Genomic DNA, 19,548 nt, shown 5'->3' with positions numbered 1-19,548 from the left:
GGGATCGCTTGATGTGAGACCAGTCTCGGCAGGTGGAGCGGTGCAGCATAACGTAGTGCACATGGCTCGGACTCTCATCTTGATGCGCCACGGCAAATCCGGCTACCCGGACGGCGTGGCGGACCATGAACGACCGCTCGCGCCGCGCGGGCTGCGCGAGGCCGGGCTCGCCGGGGACTGGCTGCGCGATACCCAGCCGCCCATCGACGCGGTGCTCTGCTCGACCGCGACCCGGACCCGTGAAACGCTCGCCGCGACCGGTATCACCGCACCGGTGTCGTACGAGAAGTCCATGTACGAGGCGTCACCGCACGCGCTCATCGAATTGGCGCGCCTGGCGGGCGAATCGACGCAGACCCTGCTGATGATCGGCCACTCCCCCGGAATGCCTTGGACCGCATGGGAATTGGCCGCCAATCGAGATTCGGCGGCGGCGGACGAGCTCAGCGCGAAATTCCCCACCTCGGCGCTGGCCGTCCTGGAGTTCGATCGACCGTGGGCGGAGATCGATCCGGGTACAGGTGAACTCGTCACCTTCCACGTACCGCGGTAGGACCCCGGCCCTTCGGGGCTCAGCCCAGCAGCTTGCCCCGCCAGACCACGACGCCGCCGACCACGAGTAGGAGCAGCAGCGCGGGGAAGAACCCGGCCAGCGCCCACACCACGCCGAAGACCACCAGCACCGGCAGCGCCGCGATAGCGGCGATGACCGGCTGTTCCTTCACGGTCTCCAGCGCCGACCGCGCCCGATTCCGATCAATCTCTTTTGCCATGCCACCCAGAGTAGGCGCGTGCGGCCACCGAGTCCCGGCTCGAGCGAACCTCGCACCCGGCACGTCGGAGCGATTTTCGGCAGAATGGGCTTGCTTGGAGTGCACTCCAGGTAGCTAGCGTCGGCGGTATCTCCGCACAGAAAGGCGAGCCGATGGGCACAGCAGTGGCACCCGTACAGCAGCCCGGGCGACAGGGCGCCGATTACGACCAGCCGCGGTATTCGATCGGTGAGGTTTCCGAGCGCAGCGGGCTCACCCGGGACACGCTGCGCTGGTACGAACGCATCGGCCTGCTCAACTCCGTCGGCCGCGATCATGCCGGGCAGCGGCGATTCTGCGATCGCGACCTGGACTGGCTGAGCCTGATCGGAAAACTGCGCCGCACCGGCATGTCCGTGGCCGATATGGTGCGCTACGCCGAACTCGTGCGCGCCGGGGACCACACCTACCCCGAACGCCTGGAGATGTTCCATCGCACCCGCGAGGAGGCGCTCGCGCAGATCAAGGAACTCGAGCAGACCATCGCCGTCCTGGACTGCAAGATCGCGCACTACGAAGGCAATCCGAACGCCACGGACTGGCGCACGGTGGTGAAACCGTAGCGCCGCAATCGCTTTCGCACGCCCTGCCGGATCGCCCGCGCAGTCCGCTCAGCCCGCGAGGCTGATGGTGTGACCGGTGTGCTCGACCTTGGCGCGCAGGTAGCGCAGATTATCGGGGGTGGCGTGCACGCCGGTCGGCACGGTGCTGTGCACCCGAACGCCGAGTTCGGTCAACTGGCGCGCCTTTTCGGGGTTGTTGGTGAGCAGATCCAACTCGGCGACGCCGAGCGCGGTGAGCATCTGCGCGGCGGCGGTGTAATCGCGGGCGTCCTCGGGCAGTCCGAGCGCGGCATTGGCCTGATAGGTGTCCAGGCCGCCGTCCTGTAGCGCGTAGGCGTCGAGTTTGTTGTAGAGGCCGATATCGCGGCCCTCCTGGCGCAGGTAGAGCAGGACGCCGCCGGCCTCGCTGATCAACTGGACGGCCTCGCGCAATTGCGGCCCGCAGTCACAGCGGGCCGAGCCGAACACATCACCGGTCAAACACTCCGAATGCAGTCGCACCAGTGGGGTGCCGCCGGGCTCGCCGAGCACCAGTGCGACGTGTTCGCGCCCGTCGGTCAGGCCGTCGAAGGTGACGGCCGCGGCGGTGGTGGCGTAACCGTCGGCGAAGGTCAGCGGTATCCGCACGCGGGTGCGGATACGCGCACCGGCGCTCGCTGTTGAGCTCATGGCCGCTCCGAGGTTCGTGATCGACATACTGCTCGGTTGCCAACCCCGGCAGCGCACCCGATATTCCGAACACGGTTCGATTCAGAAAACACGCCGCCCGCGGTGAACCGGAGGGCAGGTTTCAACTTCGCGGCTTACTATGCCTCCACTATGCAGTCGCTCGTATCCCATGACCGTGTCTGGATAGACAAGCAGACACCAGAGGTCTTTCACGCGCTCAACAGTGTGGCCGCCGCGGTCCGAACCGCCGCGGCCGCAGTCGATCTGGGGCGGGCGGTGATGGAGTTGGTGAATGTGCGGGTCTCCCAGCTCAATGGCTGCGCCTACTGCCTGGACATCCACGTCCGGGCAGCCGGAGAGGCCGGGGTGAGCGCACAGCAACTGGCCGTGCTGGACGCCTGGCAGCGCAGTCCACACCTGTACTCCGAGCAGGAGCGGGCCGCGCTCCGCATCGCCGAAACCGTCACCGCGCTACCGGACGAACACCGTGTAGAGCGTGAGTATGCTGCTGCGCGGCAACACTTGTCGGATGACCAGATGTCCGTTCTCATCTGGGCCGCGACCACCATCGGCGCATTCAATCGCGTCTCGATCATGAGCGGACATCCGGTGCGGGTGCGGAAGGGGAACTGAACAATGAGCGAACAAACCGTGGTGGCGACCGTCGTCCGCAATGACGCGCAGCACCGCTATGAAGTCTGGTACGGCAACTCGCTCGCCGGGTTCACCGAGTACCGCGAGCGCGATGACGACACCACCTTCATCCACACCGAGGTGGACAAGGCCTTCGGCGGTAAGGGGCTGGGCAGCACGCTCGCCCGCCAGGCCGTCGAGGATGTGATCGCGCGCGGACGGATCATCGTGGCGCGCTGCCCGTTCATCAAGGCCTGGCTGGACAAGCATCCCGACTATGACGAGCACGTCGTCGGAAAGGGCATCAAACGATGAGCGATCTGGAGGCGAATCCCCAAGAGACGCTGTGTGAATCGTCCGGCCGGCCCGGACCGCGCGCGGAGTCCTTTCCGGCCCGCGAGGTACCGCTGGGCGGGGTGCGCGGGGTGACCGTCTTCCGGACGCTGCCGCAGCGCGATCTGCCCACCGTCGGCGCCTGGTGCTTCCTGGACAATTTCGGCTCCGGCTCGACCGCGCGCCCGCACGGCGGCGATATCGATCCGCATCCCCATATCGGATTGCAAACCGTCACTTGGCCTTTGAACGGGCGCATCCGGCATCGCGACAGTGTCGGCTCGGATGTGGAAATCTGGCCGGGACAGCTGAACATCATGACCGCCGGGCGCGGTATCGCGCATTCGGAGTACCGGGTGCCGGATCACGAATCGGGGGCCGGACTCCAGCTGTGGATCGCGCTGCCCGGTGCAACCGCCGCCATCGCACCGCATTTCGAACAGCATCGGGAGCTGCCGGAGTTCGAACGCGACGGTCTGCGCGGCACCGTGCTGATCGGTTCGCTGGACGGGCAGACCTCACCGGCCACCGCGTACACGCCGATCGTCGGCGCGGATCTGCGGGCGGACGCCGGAACCGAGACCGTCCTGCCGCTGAATCCTGACTTCGAGCACGCCATCCTGGTCATCGAGGGTGAACTCACCGCCGACGGCAATACCGCCGCCCCCGGCAGCCTGCTCTACCTGGGCAGTGACCGCGCCGAACTCGCACTCACCAGCACCGCGGGCGCGCACGCGCTCCTGGTCGGCGGTGAGCCGTTCGACGAGGACCTGGTCATGTGGTGGAACTTCGTGGCGCGCAGCCACGAGGAGATCGAGGCAGCCCGAAATGATTGGGAGGCACACGATCTCACTCGCTTCCCGGATATCGCGGGCCACACCCCCGATCAGCGCATCCCCGCCCCGCCGCTGCCACCGCTACACCTGAAACCACGCAAGCGCCGCTGCGGAGTACCGCACGATTAGGCTTGCGGCACAGCACAATCCGGCCCCGGACCACTGGGTCCGGGGCAGATTCGTCATCGAATATCCTCAGGGAGTGAGGGTTTGGGTGCCGATCACTCGGAGCAGGTCCAGCTTGTCCTGGGTGTCGGTGCCCGATCGCGGGTAGTAGACCAGGACTCGCCGGGTGGCGCTGGGGGTGAGCAGCGGTTCGCAGAGCAGGTCCAGCAGACCCACCTCGGGATGGAACATGCGTTTACCGTGCCCGTCGTCGTGGCGCACCTCGTGCTCGCCCCAGAGCTCCTCGAATTCCGCACTGACAGCACGCAATCGGGCCACCAACTCGGTGACATCGGCATCGCCGGAGCGGGCCGCGGCGGTGGCGCGCAGCCCGGCCACATGATGCCGGGACATGCCGGGCCGGTCCTCGGCGGGGAAACGCTCGCGGTCGGCCGGCTGGGTGAACCAGAGCCACGGCACACAGCGGTCCAGGCCGGTGCGCTGGGAGAAATCGCCGGAGACCAAGGCGTGCATACGGTTCTGCACCAGCACCTCACCCAGATCCGAGATGACACACGCCGGGGTGTCGTCCAGTTTGGTGAGCACATGCAGGATGGCCGGGCTGACATGGGTGTCACCGCCGCGCGCGGGCGGCTGCTGCCCGGCCAGGTGGTAGAGGTGATCGCGCTCGTTGTCGGTGAATCGCAGCGCCCGCGCGAGCGAGGCCAGCACCTGGGTGGACGGGCGCGGGCCGCGGGCCTGCTCCAGGCGGGTGTAGTAGTCGGTGGACATGCCCGCGAGCATGGATACCTCATCGCGGCGCAGGCCCGGGGTGCGGCGGCGCGGGCCCTCGGGCAGGCCGACGGCGGCCGGTTGCAGGGCCTCTCGATGCCGGCGCAGGAAGTCGGCGAGTTCGTCGCGGTTCACCTGACCAGCTTCCCGCTTCCGGGCCGGGCTAGCCAGGTACTACCGGTCCCCGTCTCGCGACCGGGCCGATCGCGCAGCTCCGCACGAACCACCGGGCCTTCCGGCACGATCGCCCAGCCGCGCGAACCGAACAATCACCCGCGGCACGATCGCCGGCCCGCGGCCCGAACCGAGACATCACCCGCAGTGCGATCGCCGGCCTCCACATCGAACCGAGGCGGTCACCCGCCCGATCGACCGGCGGCGCCACCGGCCGACGGACCCTCAACGATCGCGCTTTCGGCGGTAAGCGGTGCGGCCGCGGCTCACCCAACGTACTTCCCGCATCCAGGGATCGGCGATCCCTGGATGAACGGTCCCCTCCCGGACCTCCGATCGGCGGCGCATCGTTTATCCCATGACCGACAACCTGCACACCGTCCAGCTCGGCAAGACCGGGCCCGCCGTCTCCCGTATCGGCCTCGGGGCCATGGGGATGTCCGGCATGTACGGGTCCACCGATGAGCAGACCTCCATCGCGACCGTGCACGCCGCCATCGACTCCGGCGCGAACCTCATCGACACCGGCGACTTCTACGGTATGGGCCATAACGAACTGCTCATCCGGCAGGCGCTCACCGAGCGCAAGCGCGAGGATGTGCTGCTCAGCGTGAAGTACGGGGCCATGCGCGGACCCGACGGCGGCTTCGTCGGTGTCGACACCCGCCCGGCGGCCACTCGCAATTTCCTGGCCTACTCCCTGCAACGGCTGGGCACCGATTACATCGACATCTACCGGCCCGCGCGGCTGGACCCGAGTATCCCCATCGAGGAGACCATGGGCGGACTGGCTGAGTTGGTCCAGGCCGGATACGTACGCCATATCGGACTCTCCGAGGTCGGAGCGGAGACCCTGCGCCGCGCCGCCGCCGTACACCCGGTGGTCGATCTGCAGATCGAGTACTCGCTCATCTCGCGCGGCATCGAGGCCGAAATCCTGCCTGTCGCGAGGGAACTCGGTATCGGCATCACCGCGTACGGGGTGCTCTCACGCGGACTGCTCAGCGATTCACTGCGCGGCGGAGCGCAATTCGCGCCCACCGACTTCCGAGCGCACAGCCCGCGCTTCCAAGGCGAGAACCTCACCGCCAACCTGCGCCTGGTGGACGCGCTCGCGGCCATCGCGGCCGAACATCAGGTGAGCGTGGCGCAGCTGGCCATCGCCTGGGCGCTGTCCCGCGGCGCGGACATCGTGCCGATCATCGGCGCGCGTCGCCCCGACCGTTGGTCCGAAGCCCTTGCGGCCGTGGATATCCAGCTCTCCGAGGCCGAATTGGCCGCTATCGAGGCGGCCGTGCCCGCAGATCAGGTCGCCGGTGGCCGCTATGCCGAGGCACAGATGGCCATGCTCGACAGCGAGCGCTGAACCGACCCCGAGACAGCACAGTCCATCTCGTCATCCCGGCATGCTTTCGCCGGGATCCACAGGTACTCAATTGGTTACCGTGGATCCCGGACAAAAGCGCGCCGGGATGACGGGGAGTCCACTACTTACGCCGGGGCCGGATGACGGCGGTGAAAGCCGCTGAGGCCACGGCCTTTCCGGTGCTGTCGGCGATGATCACCGGCACCTCGAGCTCGATTTCGGTCTGCGCCTTGATATCCGAGCGGGTCTTGGCGATGAGCTCCTCCGACAGCTCGGAGGTCGCGGTGAACGGGCCGAGTTCACCCTTGGCCCGCGCCAGATAGGTGATCTTGCCGTCCCGCGCGACGATGAAGGTCTCGCCCATCAGATCCACGATGCCGGAGATGGACGCGCCCATGGCGGCGGTCTCGGCCAGGCCGAACAGCAGCGCGGCGTGCATATCGCCATTGTGGTTCAGGTGTTCCGGGCGCGGAGCCATGCTCACCACATTGCGGCCGCTGGCGAAGTCGACCGCCTCGATACCGGTGAATTGGATGAAGCCCAGTTTCTTGAAGCCCGCCATCACCAGATCGCCCATGGTGGCGTTGTCCATCGCATCTCCTGAGAAAAAGTGAAACCTGTTCCAATTTCATACCGGGTGCGATAGCGAATTGTCCATGTCCGCTTCCTGTCAGGACAGATTGTCCGGGGCCACCAGGCCGAGAATCTCCGCGGTGCGCGACATGGTCTGCCGAGCCAGGCGCATATCGGTGGCCAGACTCAAACCGAGCGTGGGAATCAACTCGCGCAGCCGCTCGGCCCATAGGCCGCGGTAGCGCGGGAAGCAGCGCTCCAGCACATCCAGCAGGATGGCGGGCGCGGTGGAGGCGCCCGGCGACGCGCCCAGCACCGCGGCGATGGTTCCATCCGAGGAGGACACCACCTCGGTACCGAATTGCAGTGCGCCCCGGCCATCGGCATCCCGCTTCACGATCTGCGCGCGCTGACCGGCCTTGATCAGGGACCAGTCACCGTTGACGGCGGCGGGCGCGAATTCGCGCAGCGCGGCCATCTTCCGGCCCCGGGTCGCGGTCAACTGGGACAGCAGCAGCCAGATCAGGCCCGGATTCTCCTTGATCATCGAGGCCACCGGGCCCACATTGTGCGAGCGTAGCGAGGCGGGTGCGTCCAGCACCGAACCGTGTTTGAGGAATTTCGGATTCGCACCCGGATACGGGCCGAAGAGCAGCGCCCGTTTCCCGTCGATCACGCGAGTATCCAAGTGCGGCATGGACATCGGCGGTGCGCCGACCTTGGCCTTGCCGTACACCTTCGCATCGTGCCGCTCCACCACCGCCGGATTGTCACAGCGCAGGAAGCGACCGCTCACGGGGAGCAGTCCGTATCCCTGCACCTGCGGCACGCCCGCACCCTGCAGCAGCTTCAAGGCCCAGCCACCGGCGCCCGCGAAGACGAATCGGGAGTCCACCCAGCGGGTGATGCGGTCGTTGTCGGTGAAGTGGTGAATTCGCAATTGCCAAGAGCCGTCATTGTTCTTGCGCATTCCGCGCACCTCGGAGCGGCGGTGGATCTCCACCCCCGAGGCCGCCAGATGCGCGAACATCTGCCGGGTGAGCGAACCGAAATCGACATCGCTGCCGGTGGTATCGCGGGTGGCGGCGAACGGTTCGTACAGGCCGCGGCGCTCGGTGAGCAGCGGCGCCCAGCCCTCGATGGTCTTGGATTCGGTACTGAACCGCATGGCGCTGAAAAGCGGGTGTGCGGAGAGGGTCTCATGTCTGCGGCGCAGATAATCGACATCGTCGGTGCCGTGCACCAGCGTCATATGCGGGACCGGATTGATGAAAGTGTCCGGCTTGCCGAGGATTTCGGCCTCGACCAGGGAGGCCCACAATTGCCTGCTCTGCTGGAAATGCTCATTGACGGCGACCGCCTTGGCGATATCGACACTGCCGTCGGATCTTTCGCTCGTATAGTTGAGTTCACAGAGCCCGGCGTGCCCGGTTCCGGCATTGTGCCAGGGAGCCGAGGCCTCGGCCGCGAGCTCGGGGAGCCGCTCGTAGACCGCAATCGACCAGGTCGGTTCGACGTGTTTGAGCAGGATACCGAGCGTCGCGCTCATGATCCCGCCACCGACCAACACCACGTCGTAGGGGCGCAGGGCCGTTCGCGTATTCATAGTCATGTCTCCGGAGACCCCCATTGGACTCGTAAAGCGTAGGGGCACGCTAACACTCACCTGTACATGCGTATAGTTGAGCGATGGCCGGACGTGAGAAACTCAACAGGCAACGCCTCAGTCGCGACGCCGTGATAGAGGCCGCGCTCGACCTGGCCTACCGCCGCGGCATCGACGGACTCAGCTTCCGGCGGCTCGCCGATGCGCTCGATGTCTCACCGATGGCGCTGTACTGGCATGTCGAGAACAAAGACGAACTACTGAATGCCATGGGCGACAGAGCATGTCGCGACCTGCGGATCACCGCCGATCCGAATGATCCGTGGGATCGCCAATTACGGTCACTGGTCACCGATTTCGTGCGCATGATCGAGAAGAATCCGGGCGCGGCACCCATCATCATTCCGCGCGTGGTGTACTCCGAAACCGGCCGAGAGTTCATGGAGCGGCTGATCGGACTCCTGCGCGGGGCGGGCTTCGACATCGGTGAGGCAACACAATTGGCGCGCCAGGGCGCACGCACGGCCATGAGCCTGGTCAATGAACCACTCTTCACCGGAGTCACCCTCGAACCCGAACGCCGGGCGGTACTGCTCGCCCAGGCCGAGGCGCTGCACGCGGAGCTTCCGCCCGAGCGGTATCCCAATATCCTCGCCGCCTGGAATGACCTGGGCGATATCACCTCCCGGGAATCTTTCATCCAACTCGGCATCGACACCTACGTGCACGGGGTGGTCGGGCTCGCGGCCGCGCGGGCGGCCACCCGGTAGCGGGCATTGCCGAGGCTGTCATACGAGCGTATGGTTTCTCTCATACAGTCGTATGAGAGGGGTGTGATCATGCTTCGCGTAGTCGAGATTCTCGGACTCTGCGCTCCGGTGGCCGGGGCCGCGCTGGTGCTCTACTACCGGCGGCGCATGGGTGCCGCCTGCGGGTATGCCCTGGTAGCGGCGGTACTCGCACTGGTCGGCTCGGGCATCGGGATGCTCACCGAACGCGCCATGTGGTTCGGTGGCGGTGGTACCGAGGGCATGACCGAACGGATGGAGTTCGGGGCGGGCCTGCGCAATCTCTTCCTCGCCGGGGCCTGGCTGCTACTGCTCGTGGCCGTGCGGCTGCGACCGAGTCGGGAGGTGCGGGCATGAGCGCGCCACTGGTATTCGAGGTGAGTGAGATGGCGGTGCTGACCCTGGCCATCGGTACGCTCGGGACCGGAGCGAGCATGCTGCGGCGGTATCGGGTCGCGGGTACCGCGCTCCTGCTCGGCGCGGTCGCATGGCTGCTCGCCGAGGGTGCGCACTGGTTGCAGATCGGCGTCGTCATGCCGAGATTGGAAGGCGAGGAACATGATTCGGCCCGGTTCATCGTGAGCATGCTCGGTGATGCGCTCTACTTCGGCATCGGCGGCATCGGACTGCTGCTGCTCTTCTTCGCCGCCGTAGCCGATCGGACCGCACGCGACGATCGGCGGCGCGAACCACTGGAACTCGCCCAGCGGGTGGGCGCGCAGGCGTGGCGGTATTACCAGGGGTCGCGGGGGCGTCGTGGCCGCTACTGACCGGGAGACCCGGGACCGGCGCGGAGACCTCCTCGACCGGCTCGCCGACGCGATCGCCGAGAACGGGATCGAAGGGGTCAGCATCCGCGACCTCGCCACCCGCGCCGGGGTGTCCATCGGGACGGTGCAGTACTACTTCTCCACCAAAAGCGCACTGCTGCAGGCGGTCTGGCTGCACGTTCGGGAGCAGGCGGCACAGCGGTTCACCAGCTCCGGGGTCGTGGATATGGAACCCGCGGAGCAGTTGCGCAAGCTGACCGAGCTACTGCTCGCGCCGAGCCATGAACACCGGCTCTCCCGGGTCTGGCTGGCGCTGGCCGCCCGCGCGGCACACGATCCGCAGATCGCGGCCCTGCATCGGGAACAGTGGGTGGGCACCGAGGATCTACTCGATCGCGTACTGGCACGGGCCAATCCGGCCCGCGCCACCGAATCCGCCGATGCCGCGGCGGCATTGCTGGCGCTACTGGACGGCCTGTCCATCTCGGTCCTCACCGAACCCGATCGGATGCCACCCGAACGAGCGGCCCGCATCGGCGCGGCCTGGGTGGATTCCTGGCTGGGATAAGAGCTTTCAGCGCTGGCGGGCCCGATATGCCGCCACCGCATTGCGATTGCCGCACGTGGTACTGCAGTAGCGACGAGAACGGTTGCGGGACAGGTCCAGGACTATGCCCTCACAGGTGTCGTCGGCGCAGATGGCGAGGCGGCTGAGTTCGTTCGCGCGAATCAGGTCGATCATCGCCATCGCGGTCTCGACGGCGATACGGACCGGCAGCGGGGCATCGGCCGGGACGGCATGGATGTGGTAGTCGAGATCGTCATGGCGGACCAGCTGCGGGACCGCGCGATGCTCGGCGAGAATGGCGTTCACCAGGGCGACGGCGGTATCACGATCACTGGTGAGCAGGCGGCGCATGGGGGCGCGCTGGGCGCGCACGGCGTCCAACTCCGCGCCGCCGCCGGTGCGGGAACCGGTGTAGCCGTGCCGGACGAAGAACTCCTTCAGCTGGGCGGTCTCGGTCATCGTGTCCGGAGGTTCCGCCGAATTCACCAGATCTACGGCGGCGGCGAGCGACGCCACCGTGTCATCAGCAAAAAGCATATTGACATATTACACACACGCACCTTAGCGTCATTAGTCATGGCCACGATGACACATGACACGCAGGTGCGCAGCCGGCTCGGCAACGGGCTGCTGCTCGCCGCGCTGTCCGCATCGTCCTTCGGACTCTCCGGCGCACTCGCCCGCGGACTCATGGACGCGGGCTGGAGCCCCGCCTCCGTGGTCATCGTGCGCGTACTGCTCGGGGCCCTGGTGCTGCTCCCGGTCGCACTGGTGCAGCTGCACGGCAACTGGAATCTGCTGCGCCGCAATATCCCTCTGCTCGCCGGATACGGACTGCTCGCGGTCGCGGGCGCACAGCTGTCCTACTTCAATGCCGTCGCGCATATGGATGTCGGGGTGGCGCTGCTCATCGAATACACCGCACCCATCGCGGTGGTCGTCTGGCTATGGCTGCGCCATGCCCAGAAACCCGGGCGCGCAACGGTTCTCGGTGCGCTGATCGGCATCGCCGGACTCATACTGGTATTGGACCTGCGCTCCGACGTGCCCACCAGCTGGATCGGCGTGCTGTGGGCCCTGGGCGCGATGGTCGGCGCGGCGGCCTATTTCATCCTCTCCGGCAGTGCCGGGGACGCCGTTCCCGGCACCGTACTGGCCACCGGCGGACTCCTCGTCGGCGGCTTCGGCATCCTCATCGCGGGCCTGCTCGGCGTCGTACCGCTGCACGCCACCACCAATAGCGTTGCCTTCGAAGGCTTCACGACGCAGTGGTGGCAACCGCTGCTCGCACTCGGCGTCATCACCGCCTCGGTGGCCTATGTCACCGGTATCGCCGCCACCCGATTGCTCGGGTCGCGGCTGGCCTCTTTCGCCGCTCTCACCGAGGTGCTGGCGGCCATCCTCTTCGCCTGGGCGCTACTCGGACAGACCCCGCACGCCGTCCAATTGGTCGGCGGCGTACTGATTCTCATCGGTGTCGTGGTGGTGCGGCTCGGCGAACCCGAGCAGACTCCGGCCGAACCGACACTCAGCGAACCGCACTGAAGAAGGCGCGGATATCGGCGATATGCGCCCGCCAGTTCGCGCAGGTAGTCGACCGGGACGCCACGCGCTCCCACGCTTTGCCGGGCAGCTGCGCCGACCAGCGGACATTACCCAGGCGCTCGTGCAGATCGGCCAGATCGGCCTGCGGGACATCGATGCGGAACGGGCGAATCTCGATCATTCCATCCTCCTGAAGTGGCGACTATTGGAGCCGAGAACCACGTTAGAAAGGATCTAGGACAATCCCGGTCCTACTTTTGCGCGATCATTGAGAACATGAACGACACTCCCGCCCGGCTGCTGCGACTGCTGTCCCTGCTGCAAACCCCGCGCGAATGGCCCGGGAGTGAACTCGCCGACCGGCTCGGGGTCAGCGATCGCACGGTGCGGCGGGATATCGACCGGCTACGCGAACTCGGCTACCCCGTCGAGGCGACGCTCGGGGTGACCGGCGGATATCGGCTGGCAGCCGGGGCCGCGCTACCACCGCTGGTACTCGACGACGAGGAGGCCGTGGCCATTGCCGTCGGACTGCGCGCGGCCGCCGGACAGGCCGTGGCCGGGATCGAAGAGGCTTCGGTGCGCGCGCTCGCCAAACTGGAACAGGTACTGCCGCACAAACTTCGACGGCGGGTGCGGGTAATCGGCGCTGCCACAGCCACATTCCGAGGCGACGGCCCCACCGCCGATCCGGAGGTGCTCGCCACACTCGCCGCCACCGTCACCAATACCGAACGCGTTCGCTTCGCCTATCGCGACGCGGCGGGCAATGAGACCCGGCGCAATATCGAACCCAACGGCCTGGCCACCCAGCATCGCCGCTGGTACCTGGTCGGATTCGATCTCGATCGAATGGCCTGGCGCAGCTTCCGCGTCGACCGCATCGAACGACCGCAACCCACCGGAGCCCGATTCACACCCCGCGAACTGCCCGCCACCGATGCCGCGACCTACGTCGCCGGAGCCCGCACCGATCGGGGGAGCAAGCTCTACCGCGTCGACATCACCATCCACGCACCGCTGTATCGGATCGCCGGACGCCTGGGCGAGGAGCCCGGCGAACTCGACGCCATCGACTCCAACACCTGCCGCCTACGCGGCGAACGCGACGATGCGCCGGAATGGCTTGCCAGCCAGCTCATTTCAATCGACGCCGAATTCGAGGTGCGCGACTCACCCGAATTGGAGCACCGGCTACGAGAGGCAGCGGCCCGCGTAACCCGCGCACTGTCCCACCCCCGCTGACGGTCAGCCGAGCCACGGAATCACCCTGTCCCCGAACAGCTGTGGCGAACGGCGCATATGCGACGAAGGGGTTCCCCTCCCCCACCACCCCCGGTACGTTTCTCGGCAAACATCGGGCTCCGCGCAGCCCGCAACGCTAGGGGCACCACCATGGTAAAAACCAAGACCATTGCGCCAGTGCTACTGAGCCTCACCGCCACTGTCGCGCTCACCGCGAGCGGCGCACTCACCGCCACCGCGACCGCCGAACCCGCACCGGCACCCGCGAATTCGACCCTCCAGCTCCAGGGCACCGACCACGGTGTCGGCTACCAGGTGGCACTCACCGACGACCACCGCGCCACCGTCAGCACCCTGCAGGCCGGCCGCTTCCTGGCCACCTGGGACGGTGAGGCGATCATCGCCACCGACGACGAGGGCCGCGTATTGGCAACGGTCCCACTGAAATACGACATCGCCGGCAAGTCCGTCGAATTCGCCCCCGCGATCGACACCGACAACAAACGACTCACCCTCACCCCGGTAACCCAATCCCCCACTCCCCTACGCGATATCGACGCCCAACAGCGCTTCTTCGACGTAGTCCAAGCCAATATGCCCACCGTCCTGACCGGCGCGGCGATCGGCGGAGCCATCGGCTTCCTGCTCGGCTTCCCCGCGGGCCTGTTCGTCTTCGACATCGTCACGGCCCCCATCGGCCTGGTGGTAGGCAGCATCGTCGGCGCGGCCATCGGCCTGCAACAGGGCGGCGGCCAGGAAGCGGTGAACGCCGCCCTCACCTACGCCGACACCCTCGTCCCCGGCGCCTCCCAAGCCATCCGCCCCGCCTTCGAGGCCCTCCCCGCCCCCCAACAACCCAACTGATCAACCCTTTTCACTCCAGGAAGGTAGCGGCCACCACCGCCATACTGTTGTCGGTGTAATACCAGTCGCCATTCATCGGCAAATCGAGCTGAAACTGCACGGCATGGCCGCTACCCGGCCCGGAGTTGATCGCCCACAACGTATTCGGCAACCCCGTGGCGGTACTGACACTCCCATCCGACCAGGTGAAGGTCGCCGACGTCAGCGTCCCGCCCCCATTCCACGGCAGCAGGGCATCGAACCTGCCCGAGCCGATGCCGGGCAACAGCGAACTCGAGCAATCCCACAGCTCCGCCGTCCGCCGCACACTCTGCCCCGCGCTCCCGGTCCCCGGCACCCGCTGCGCGGTCAGCACACTCCCCCGATAACACCCGCCGAGCCCGCTGTCCGGTGCCGCCGCCGCCCCCACCACAGCCGTCGATATCAGCAGCCCCGCACCACTCAGCAGAACCGCGACCGCACTCCGAAAAGCTCCCACGCCACCCCCTCCTGCAGAGGAATCACCAAGTGACTTCGGGCAACTCGATATCGATCAGGAACGGGCGATCGACCTTTACCCGCCCCCGGTGCACACCGGTCGGTGCGTAACCACCTTCAGGCAATAGCTCGAAGGTGTAGACGACCATGGTGTCGTTCTCGTTCTCAACGCGCCAGAAGCACTTGATGCCCGCCTCCGCGTACTGCAGTGGGCGCAGCTTGCGATCCTTCGTTTTCGTCCGAGGGGATACGACCTCCACCGCGAGGTGAACATCTTCCGGTTCGAAGATCAGGCTGTCGGACCGAACGACCGTGCGAGTTATCGCGAGCACATCGGGTTCGGGGACGCTTGCCCCAAGGTTGATGCCCTTCTCTGTGCCGATCACGAACTCGGCAGGTGCGACGGCCCGTAGCAGGTGCTTCAGAATGTCGACCGCCTCGTCATGCCAATGCGTGGCGGGAGCCATCATCACGACGTCACCGTCCAGCAGCTCGAAGCGGCCATCGACAACTTCTATCAGACGTGGCAGGTCCTCGGCGGTGAATCCGCCCGACGGCGGCATGGGCAGCGCCACCAGCCGAGTCACGATCGGCTCGTCTGGGTGCGGCGCGGCGGTCATATGAGCAGGGTAGCCCGTTGGCGAGTTCATTACTTGACAGTCCCCAGAGCCAATCCGATCCGAACGGATCACTACCGACTGGGAACTTGAACCCGAAACGCATTCGGCCCCCACTCCTCGGAAGGAGCGGGGGCCGAATGGTTTTGCCCTACTAGAGCTTTAGCGGTAGTCGCTGAAGCCGTAGTCGTCCAGCGGGACCGCGGCACCGGTGGTGGTGCCGAAGCCGTCGGGGCTGTAGTAGGTGTCGTCGTAGGACGGCACCGCGTACGCGGCCTGGCGGGCTTCCTCGGTGGGCTGAACCTGGATGTTGCGGTAACGGTTGATACCGGTACCGGCGGGGATCAGCTTACCGATGATCACGTTCTCCTTCAGGCCGATCAGCTTGTCGGAGCGGCAGTTGATCGCCGCGTCCGTCAAGACACGAGTCGTCTCCTGGAAGGAGGCCGCCGACAGCCACGAATCGGTGGCCAGCGACGCCTTGGTGATACCCATCAGGACCGGACGGCCGGAGGCCGGCTCGGCACCCTCGGACACCACGCGACGGTTCGAGTTCTCGAACTCGGCGCGCTCGACGAGCGAACCGGGCAGGAACTCGGTCGCACCCGAATCGATGATGGTCACACGACGCAGCATCTGACGGACGATGACCTCGATGTGCTTGTCGTGGATCGACACACCCTGCGAGCGGTAGACCTCCTGGACCTCGTGGACCAGGTGGATCTGCACCTGACGGGGGCCCATCACGCGCAGCACCTCGTGCGGATCCGCGGAGCCCTCCAGCAGCTGCTGGCCGACCTCCACATGATCGCCGTCGGCGAGCAGACGCTCGGAACCGTCCTCATGCTTGAACACGCGCAGACGCTGACGCTTCGAGAGCTTGTCGTACAGGACCTCGTCCGACCCGTCGTCCGGGATGATCGTGATCTTGTAGAAGCGATCGTCGTCCTCGAGCCGCACGCGACCCGAGACCTCCGCGATGGGCGCCTTGCCCTTGGGCACACGAGCCTCGAAAAGCTCCTGCACTCGGGGCAGACCACCCGTGATGTCGTCACCCGCGACACCACCCTGGTGGAAGGTACGCATGGTCAGCTGGGTACCCGGCTCACCGATGGACTGCGCCGCGACGATACCGACGGCCTCACCGATATCGACCAGCTTGCCGGTCGCCATCGAACGGCCGTAGCAGGTCGCACAGACGCCGGTGCCGGTGGTGCAGGTCAGCACGGAGCGGACCTTCACCTCGGTGATACCCGCGTCGAGCAGCGCCTCGAGGGCCGGGTCGCCGAGATCGTGACCCTTCTCGATGATGACATTGCCCTTGGCGTCGAGCGCGTCGGTCGCCAGCGTACGAGCGAAGGTGCTGGTCTCGACGTGCGCGTCCCGGATGAGCGAGCCGTCGGCCTGCTTCTCCGCGATCGGCACCACGATGCCACGCTCGGTGCCACAGTCGGTCTCGCGCACGATGACGTCCTGCGACACGTCCACCAGACGACGGGTCAGGTAACCCGAGTCGGCGGTACGAAGCGCGGTGTCGGCCAGACCCTTACGCGCACCGTGAGTGTTGATGAAGTACTCCAGAACCGTCAGACCCTCACGGAAGGAGGACTTGATCGGCTGCGGGATGAACTCACCCTTCGGGTTCGTCACCAGGCCCTTCATACCCGCGAGGGTACGAGTCTGGGTGAAGTTACCCGTGGCGCCCGAGTCGACGATCGTGATGATCGGGTTGTCGGCCGGGTAATGCGCACGCAGCGCCTTACCGACCTCTTCGGTCGCTTCCTGCCAGATCTTGACCAGGGCGTTGTTGCGCTCCTGGTGGTCCAAAGCACCACGCTGGTACTTCTTCTCGATCTGATCGGCCTGCGCGTCGTAACGCGCCATGATCTCCGCCTTCTCCGGCGGAACGAGCACGTCCGACATGGAGACGGTGACACCCGAGCGAGTCGCCCAGTAGAAGCCCGCGTCCTTCAGCTTGTCGACGGTCTGCGCCACGACAATCATCGGGTAACGCTCGGCGAGATCATTGATGATCGCCGCCTGACGCTTCTTCGGCATCGGCTCGTCGATGTACGCGTAATCAGCGGGCAGCAGCTCGTTGAAGACCACACGACCCAGGGTCGTCTTCGCGGTCCACGCGTCACCACGCTGCCAGCCGTCCGGGAACAGCTCGGCCTCGATGTCCTTCGGCGGACGCTGATTGGTCAGGCGGACCTTGATCAGCGAACGCACGGTGAGCTCACCGCGGTCGACGGCCATCTGCGCCTCCGCCGGCGAGGAGTACACGCCGAACTCGGCGGAATCCTTTGCGGCAGCCCGGTATTCACCCTTCGCACCCTCTTCGAGGCGAGTCAGGTAGAACAGGCCGGTCACCATATCCAGACGCGGCATGGCCAGCGGTCGACCCGAGGCGGGCGACAGGATGTTGTTCGAGGACAGCATCAGGATGCGAGCCTCGGCCTGCGCCTCCGCGGACAGCGGAAGGTGCACGGCCATCTGGTCACCGTCGAAGTCGGCGTTGAACGCCTCACACACGAGCGGGTGCAGCTGGATGGCCTTACCTTCGACCAGCAGCGGCTCGAAGGCCTGGATACCCAGGCGGTGCAGGGTGGGCGCACGGTTCAGCAGCACCGGGTGCTCGGCGATGACCTCTTCCAGGACATCCCACACCTGAGCGCGCTGACGCTCGACCATCCGCTTGGCGGACTTGATGTTCTGCGCGTGGTTCAGATCCACCAGACGCTTCATGACGAACGGCTTGAACAGCTCGAGCGCCATCAGCTTGGGCAGACCACACTGGTGCAGCTTGAGCTGCGGACCGACGACGATAACCGAACGACCGGAGTAGTCGACACGCTTACCGAGCAGGTTCTGACGGAAACGACCCTGCTTGCCCTTGAGCAGATCGCTCAGCGACTTCAGCGGGCGGTTACCCGGACCGGTGACCGGACGGCCACGACGACCGTTGTCGAACAGCGCGTCCACCGACTCCTGAAGCATGCGCTTCTCGTTGTTCACGATGATCTCCGGCGCACCCAGATCGATCAGTCGCTTCAAACGGTTGTTGCGGTTGATCACGCGGCGGTACAGATCGTTCAGGTCGGAGGTCGCGAAGCGGCCACCGTCGAGCTGAACCATCGGGCGCAGCTCCGGCGGGATCACCGGAACGGCGTCGAGAACCATGCCCATCGGCGAGTTGCCGTTGGTCTGGAACGCGGCGACGACCTTCAGACGCTTCAGCGCGCGAAGCTTCTTCTGGCCCTTACCGGTACGGATGATCTCGCGCAGGTTCTCGGCCTCGGCCGGGATGTCGAAGTTCTCCATCAGCTTCTGGATCGCTTCCGCGCCCATGGCACCGGTGAAGTACTCGCCGTAGCGGTCCTGCAGCTCGCGGTAGATGACCTCGTCGATGATCAGCTGCTTCACCGAAAGCTTGGTGAAGGTGGTCCAGATCTCGTCGAGACGGTCCAGCTCACGCTGGGCGCGGTCACGCAGCTGACGCATTTCGCGCTCGCCGCCGTCCTTGACCTTGCGGCGCACATCGGACTTGGCGCCCTCGGCCTCGAGCTCGGCGATATCCGCCTCGAGCTTCTGGGCGCGGGCCTCGAGATCGGCGTCGCGCTGGTCGGCGACGTTCTTCTTCTCGACCTCCATCTCGGCTTCGAGCGTGGAGAGTTCGTTGTGCCGCAGTTCCTCGTCAACGCCGACGATCACGTAGGCGGCGAAGTAGATGATCTTTTCCAGATCCTTCGGCGCCAGGTCGAGCAGGTAGCCCAGGCGTGAAGGCACGCCCTTGAAGTACCAGATGTGGGTAACCGGAGCGGCCAGTTCGATATGGCCCATCCGCTCACGACGCACCTTGGCGCGAGTCACCTCGACACCACAGCGCTCACAGATGATGCCCTTGAACCGGACCCGCTTGTACTTACCGCAGTAGCACTCCCAGTCCCGGGTGGGACCGAAGATCTTCTCGCAGAAGAGGCCGTCCTTCTCGGGCTTCAGCGTGCGGTAGTTGATGGTCTCCGGCTTCTTCACCTCGCCGAACGACCACTGGCGGATGTCTTCAGCGGTCGCCAGGCCGATCCGGAGTTCATCGAAGAAGTTGACGTCTAGCACGTAACTTCCTTTCCCCTGTTCGGGTTGAGTATGAGCAAAAGTCGCTAAATCCGTTGCCCGGGAAGGCTTTTCACATGCTGAGCGGCCTTCCCGGAC

The 19,548-nt window shown here is 66.1% G+C and carries 23 protein-coding genes; 13 read left to right on the top strand and 10 right to left on the bottom strand.

What is annotated here, in order from left to right; translation table 11 throughout:
* Window positions 1-61: 61 nt before the first annotated feature.
* Window positions 62-553 carry a SixA phosphatase family protein gene (locus tag OHB26_RS14870; protein ID WP_330184752.1) on the top strand — a complete coding sequence of 164 codons (492 nt, stop codon included), beginning with the start codon at window positions 62-64 and terminating at the stop codon, window positions 551-553.
* Between the two features lie 19 nt (window positions 554-572).
* Here the strand turns inward: OHB26_RS14870 and OHB26_RS14865 are convergent, their stop codons facing one another.
* Window positions 573-773, bottom strand: coding sequence for a hypothetical protein (locus OHB26_RS14865; protein WP_330184751.1), 201 nt, complete (start codon window positions 771-773; stop codon window positions 573-575).
* Between the two features lie 152 nt (window positions 774-925).
* Here OHB26_RS14865 and OHB26_RS14860 point away from each other — a divergent pair, with 152 nt between their 5' ends.
* The gene (locus tag OHB26_RS14860) at window positions 926-1,375 is read left to right on the top strand and encodes a MerR family transcriptional regulator (RefSeq protein ID WP_330184750.1); all 450 of its coding nucleotides are present in this window, start codon (window positions 926-928) and stop codon (window positions 1,373-1,375) included.
* A gap of 48 nt (window positions 1,376-1,423) precedes the next feature.
* Here the strand turns inward: OHB26_RS14860 and OHB26_RS14855 are convergent, their stop codons facing one another.
* Window positions 1,424-2,044, bottom strand: a complete 621-nt coding sequence (locus OHB26_RS14855; RefSeq protein WP_330184749.1) for a GTP cyclohydrolase II — start codon at window positions 2,042-2,044, stop codon at window positions 1,424-1,426.
* Window positions 2,045-2,194: 150 nt separating this feature from the next.
* Here OHB26_RS14855 and OHB26_RS14850 point away from each other — a divergent pair, with 150 nt between their 5' ends.
* From OHB26_RS14850 to OHB26_RS14840, 3 genes are read left to right on the top strand one after another with little or no spacing between them, the layout of a single operon-like run.
* Window positions 2,195-2,677, top strand: a complete 483-nt coding sequence (locus tag OHB26_RS14850; RefSeq protein ID WP_330184748.1) for a carboxymuconolactone decarboxylase family protein — start codon at window positions 2,195-2,197, stop codon at window positions 2,675-2,677.
* Between the two features lie 3 nt (window positions 2,678-2,680).
* Window positions 2,681-2,992, top strand: a complete 312-nt coding sequence (locus OHB26_RS14845) for a GNAT family N-acetyltransferase (RefSeq protein WP_330184747.1) — start codon at window positions 2,681-2,683, stop codon at window positions 2,990-2,992.
* On the top strand, window positions 2,989-3,975 hold the full coding sequence (locus OHB26_RS14840) for a pirin family protein (RefSeq protein WP_330184746.1): 987 nt from the start codon (window positions 2,989-2,991) through the stop codon (window positions 3,973-3,975). The genes OHB26_RS14845 and OHB26_RS14840 overlap by 4 nt, the downstream gene beginning before the upstream one ends.
* 66 nt (window positions 3,976-4,041) lie before the next feature.
* Here the strand turns inward: OHB26_RS14840 and OHB26_RS14835 are convergent, their stop codons facing one another.
* Window positions 4,042-4,878 (bottom strand): helix-turn-helix transcriptional regulator, encoded by an 837-nt coding sequence (locus OHB26_RS14835; RefSeq protein WP_330184745.1) that lies wholly within the window; start codon window positions 4,876-4,878, stop codon window positions 4,042-4,044.
* A 397-nt stretch (window positions 4,879-5,275) separates the two neighbouring features.
* Between OHB26_RS14835 and OHB26_RS14830 the strand changes: the two genes are divergently transcribed.
* Window positions 5,276-6,283: an aldo/keto reductase gene (locus OHB26_RS14830; protein ID WP_330184744.1), complete on the top strand. Its 1,008-nt coding sequence runs from the start codon at window positions 5,276-5,278 to the stop codon at window positions 6,281-6,283.
* 121 nt (window positions 6,284-6,404) lie between these two features.
* Here OHB26_RS14830 and OHB26_RS14825 read toward each other — a convergent pair whose 3' ends face one another.
* Together OHB26_RS14825 and mqo are read right to left on the bottom strand one after the other, a co-directional pair.
* Complete coding sequence (locus OHB26_RS14825) at window positions 6,405-6,875, bottom strand: PaaI family thioesterase (RefSeq protein WP_330184743.1); 471 nt, start codon at window positions 6,873-6,875, stop codon at window positions 6,405-6,407.
* Window positions 6,876-6,953: 78 nt separating this feature from the next.
* Entirely contained in the window at window positions 6,954-8,462 is a 1,509-nt protein-coding gene (mqo, locus tag OHB26_RS14820) for a malate dehydrogenase (quinone) (protein WP_330184742.1), read from the bottom strand.
* Between the two features lie 83 nt (window positions 8,463-8,545).
* Here mqo and OHB26_RS14815 point away from each other — a divergent pair, with 83 nt between their 5' ends.
* The 4 genes from OHB26_RS14815 (at window position 8,546) to OHB26_RS14800 (ending at window position 10,588) form a co-directional block, all read left to right on the top strand.
* The gene (locus OHB26_RS14815) at window positions 8,546-9,232 is read left to right on the top strand and encodes a TetR/AcrR family transcriptional regulator (RefSeq protein ID WP_330184741.1); all 687 of its coding nucleotides are present in this window, start codon (window positions 8,546-8,548) and stop codon (window positions 9,230-9,232) included.
* A gap of 69 nt (window positions 9,233-9,301) precedes the next feature.
* A complete protein-coding gene (locus tag OHB26_RS14810) occupies window positions 9,302-9,607 on the top strand; it encodes a hypothetical protein (protein ID WP_330184740.1) in 306 nt (101 codons plus the stop codon).
* Window positions 9,604-10,020 (top strand): hypothetical protein, encoded by a 417-nt coding sequence (locus OHB26_RS14805; RefSeq protein WP_330184739.1) that lies wholly within the window; start codon window positions 9,604-9,606, stop codon window positions 10,018-10,020. The genes OHB26_RS14810 and OHB26_RS14805 overlap by 4 nt, the downstream gene beginning before the upstream one ends.
* Window positions 10,007-10,588 carry a TetR/AcrR family transcriptional regulator gene (locus tag OHB26_RS14800; protein WP_330184738.1) on the top strand — a complete coding sequence of 194 codons (582 nt, stop codon included), beginning with the start codon at window positions 10,007-10,009 and terminating at the stop codon, window positions 10,586-10,588. Before OHB26_RS14805 ends, OHB26_RS14800 begins: the two co-directional genes overlap by 14 nt.
* Before the next feature lie 6 nt (window positions 10,589-10,594).
* On the opposite strand, the gene OHB26_RS14795 is transcribed toward OHB26_RS14800, so the two are convergent.
* The gene (locus OHB26_RS14795; RefSeq protein WP_330184737.1) at window positions 10,595-11,125 is read right to left on the bottom strand and encodes a CGNR zinc finger domain-containing protein; all 531 of its coding nucleotides are present in this window, start codon (window positions 11,123-11,125) and stop codon (window positions 10,595-10,597) included.
* A gap of 39 nt (window positions 11,126-11,164) precedes the next feature.
* On the opposite strand from OHB26_RS14795, the gene OHB26_RS14790 reads away from it, so the two are divergent.
* Entirely contained in the window at window positions 11,165-12,133 is a 969-nt protein-coding gene (locus OHB26_RS14790; RefSeq protein WP_330184736.1) for an EamA family transporter, read from the top strand.
* Here OHB26_RS14790 and OHB26_RS14785 read toward each other — a convergent pair.
* Entirely contained in the window at window positions 12,117-12,314 is a 198-nt protein-coding gene (locus OHB26_RS14785; protein ID WP_330184735.1) for an epoxide hydrolase N-terminal domain-containing protein, read from the bottom strand. The two genes, OHB26_RS14790 and OHB26_RS14785, sit on opposite strands and share 17 nt — an antisense overlap.
* A 95-nt stretch (window positions 12,315-12,409) precedes the next feature.
* On the opposite strand from OHB26_RS14785, the gene OHB26_RS14780 reads away from it, so the two are divergent.
* Both OHB26_RS14780 and OHB26_RS14775 read left to right on the top strand, forming a co-directional pair.
* The gene (locus OHB26_RS14780; protein ID WP_330184734.1) at window positions 12,410-13,378 is read left to right on the top strand and encodes a helix-turn-helix transcriptional regulator; all 969 of its coding nucleotides are present in this window, start codon (window positions 12,410-12,412) and stop codon (window positions 13,376-13,378) included.
* Between the two features lie 150 nt (window positions 13,379-13,528).
* Window positions 13,529-14,242 (top strand): hypothetical protein, encoded by a 714-nt coding sequence (locus OHB26_RS14775; protein ID WP_330184733.1) that lies wholly within the window; start codon window positions 13,529-13,531, stop codon window positions 14,240-14,242.
* Window positions 14,243-14,252: 10 nt separating this feature from the next.
* Here OHB26_RS14775 and OHB26_RS14770 read toward each other — a convergent pair whose 3' ends face one another.
* From OHB26_RS14770 to OHB26_RS14760, 3 genes are all read right to left on the bottom strand, one after another.
* The gene (locus tag OHB26_RS14770) at window positions 14,253-14,720 is read right to left on the bottom strand and encodes a hypothetical protein (protein ID WP_330184732.1); all 468 of its coding nucleotides are present in this window, start codon (window positions 14,718-14,720) and stop codon (window positions 14,253-14,255) included.
* A 22-nt stretch (window positions 14,721-14,742) separates the two neighbouring features.
* A complete protein-coding gene (locus OHB26_RS14765; RefSeq protein ID WP_330184731.1) occupies window positions 14,743-15,339 on the bottom strand; it encodes a Uma2 family endonuclease in 597 nt (198 codons plus the stop codon).
* A 159-nt stretch (window positions 15,340-15,498) separates the two neighbouring features.
* A complete protein-coding gene (locus OHB26_RS14760; protein ID WP_330184730.1) occupies window positions 15,499-19,452 on the bottom strand; it encodes a DNA-directed RNA polymerase subunit beta' in 3,954 nt (1,317 codons plus the stop codon).
* Window positions 19,453-19,548: the final 96 nt, after the last annotated feature.

Source organism: Nocardia sp. NBC_01503, from assembly GCF_036327755.1.
Taxonomy (GTDB): domain Bacteria; phylum Actinomycetota; class Actinomycetes; order Mycobacteriales; family Mycobacteriaceae; genus Nocardia.
The sequence above is the reverse complement of the archived record's forward strand: the minus strand, read 5'-3'. Positions and strand labels throughout refer to the sequence as shown.

Excerpts from the sequence above, each read along its gene's own strand:
- OHB26_RS14865 (WP_330184751.1), bottom strand. The coding sequence starts at position 773 with ATGGCAAAAGAGATTGATCGGAATCGGGCGCGGTCGGCGCTGGAGACC.
- OHB26_RS14815 (WP_330184741.1), top strand. The coding sequence starts at position 8,546 with ATGGCCGGACGTGAGAAACTCAACAGGCAACGCCTCAGTCGCGACGCC.
- OHB26_RS14795 (WP_330184737.1), bottom strand. The coding sequence starts at position 11,125 with ATGCTTTTTGCTGATGACACGGTGGCGTCGCTCGCCGCCGCCGTAGAT.
- OHB26_RS14790 (WP_330184736.1), top strand. The coding sequence starts at position 11,165 with ATGGCCACGATGACACATGACACGCAGGTGCGCAGCCGGCTCGGCAAC.
- OHB26_RS14845 (WP_330184747.1), top strand. The coding sequence starts at position 2,681 with ATGAGCGAACAAACCGTGGTGGCGACCGTCGTCCGCAATGACGCGCAG.
- OHB26_RS14805 (WP_330184739.1), top strand. The coding sequence starts at position 9,604 with ATGAGCGCGCCACTGGTATTCGAGGTGAGTGAGATGGCGGTGCTGACC.
- OHB26_RS14825 (WP_330184743.1), bottom strand. The coding sequence starts at position 6,875 with ATGGACAACGCCACCATGGGCGATCTGGTGATGGCGGGCTTCAAGAAA.
- mqo (WP_330184742.1), bottom strand. The coding sequence starts at position 8,462 with ATGAATACGCGAACGGCCCTGCGCCCCTACGACGTGGTGTTGGTCGGT.
- OHB26_RS14855 (WP_330184749.1), bottom strand. The coding sequence starts at position 2,044 with ATGAGCTCAACAGCGAGCGCCGGTGCGCGTATCCGCACCCGCGTGCGG.
- OHB26_RS14860 (WP_330184750.1), top strand. The coding sequence starts at position 926 with ATGGGCACAGCAGTGGCACCCGTACAGCAGCCCGGGCGACAGGGCGCC.
- OHB26_RS14780 (WP_330184734.1), top strand. The coding sequence starts at position 12,410 with ATGAACGACACTCCCGCCCGGCTGCTGCGACTGCTGTCCCTGCTGCAA.
- OHB26_RS14870 (WP_330184752.1), top strand. The coding sequence starts at position 62 with ATGGCTCGGACTCTCATCTTGATGCGCCACGGCAAATCCGGCTACCCG.
- OHB26_RS14765 (WP_330184731.1), bottom strand. The coding sequence starts at position 15,339 with ATGACCGCCGCGCCGCACCCAGACGAGCCGATCGTGACTCGGCTGGTG.
- OHB26_RS14830 (WP_330184744.1), top strand. The coding sequence starts at position 5,276 with ATGACCGACAACCTGCACACCGTCCAGCTCGGCAAGACCGGGCCCGCC.
- OHB26_RS14850 (WP_330184748.1), top strand. The coding sequence starts at position 2,195 with ATGCAGTCGCTCGTATCCCATGACCGTGTCTGGATAGACAAGCAGACA.
- OHB26_RS14840 (WP_330184746.1), top strand. The coding sequence starts at position 2,989 with ATGAGCGATCTGGAGGCGAATCCCCAAGAGACGCTGTGTGAATCGTCC.
- OHB26_RS14775 (WP_330184733.1), top strand. The coding sequence starts at position 13,529 with ATGGTAAAAACCAAGACCATTGCGCCAGTGCTACTGAGCCTCACCGCC.
- OHB26_RS14785 (WP_330184735.1), bottom strand. The coding sequence starts at position 12,314 with ATGATCGAGATTCGCCCGTTCCGCATCGATGTCCCGCAGGCCGATCTG.
- OHB26_RS14810 (WP_330184740.1), top strand. The coding sequence starts at position 9,302 with ATGCTTCGCGTAGTCGAGATTCTCGGACTCTGCGCTCCGGTGGCCGGG.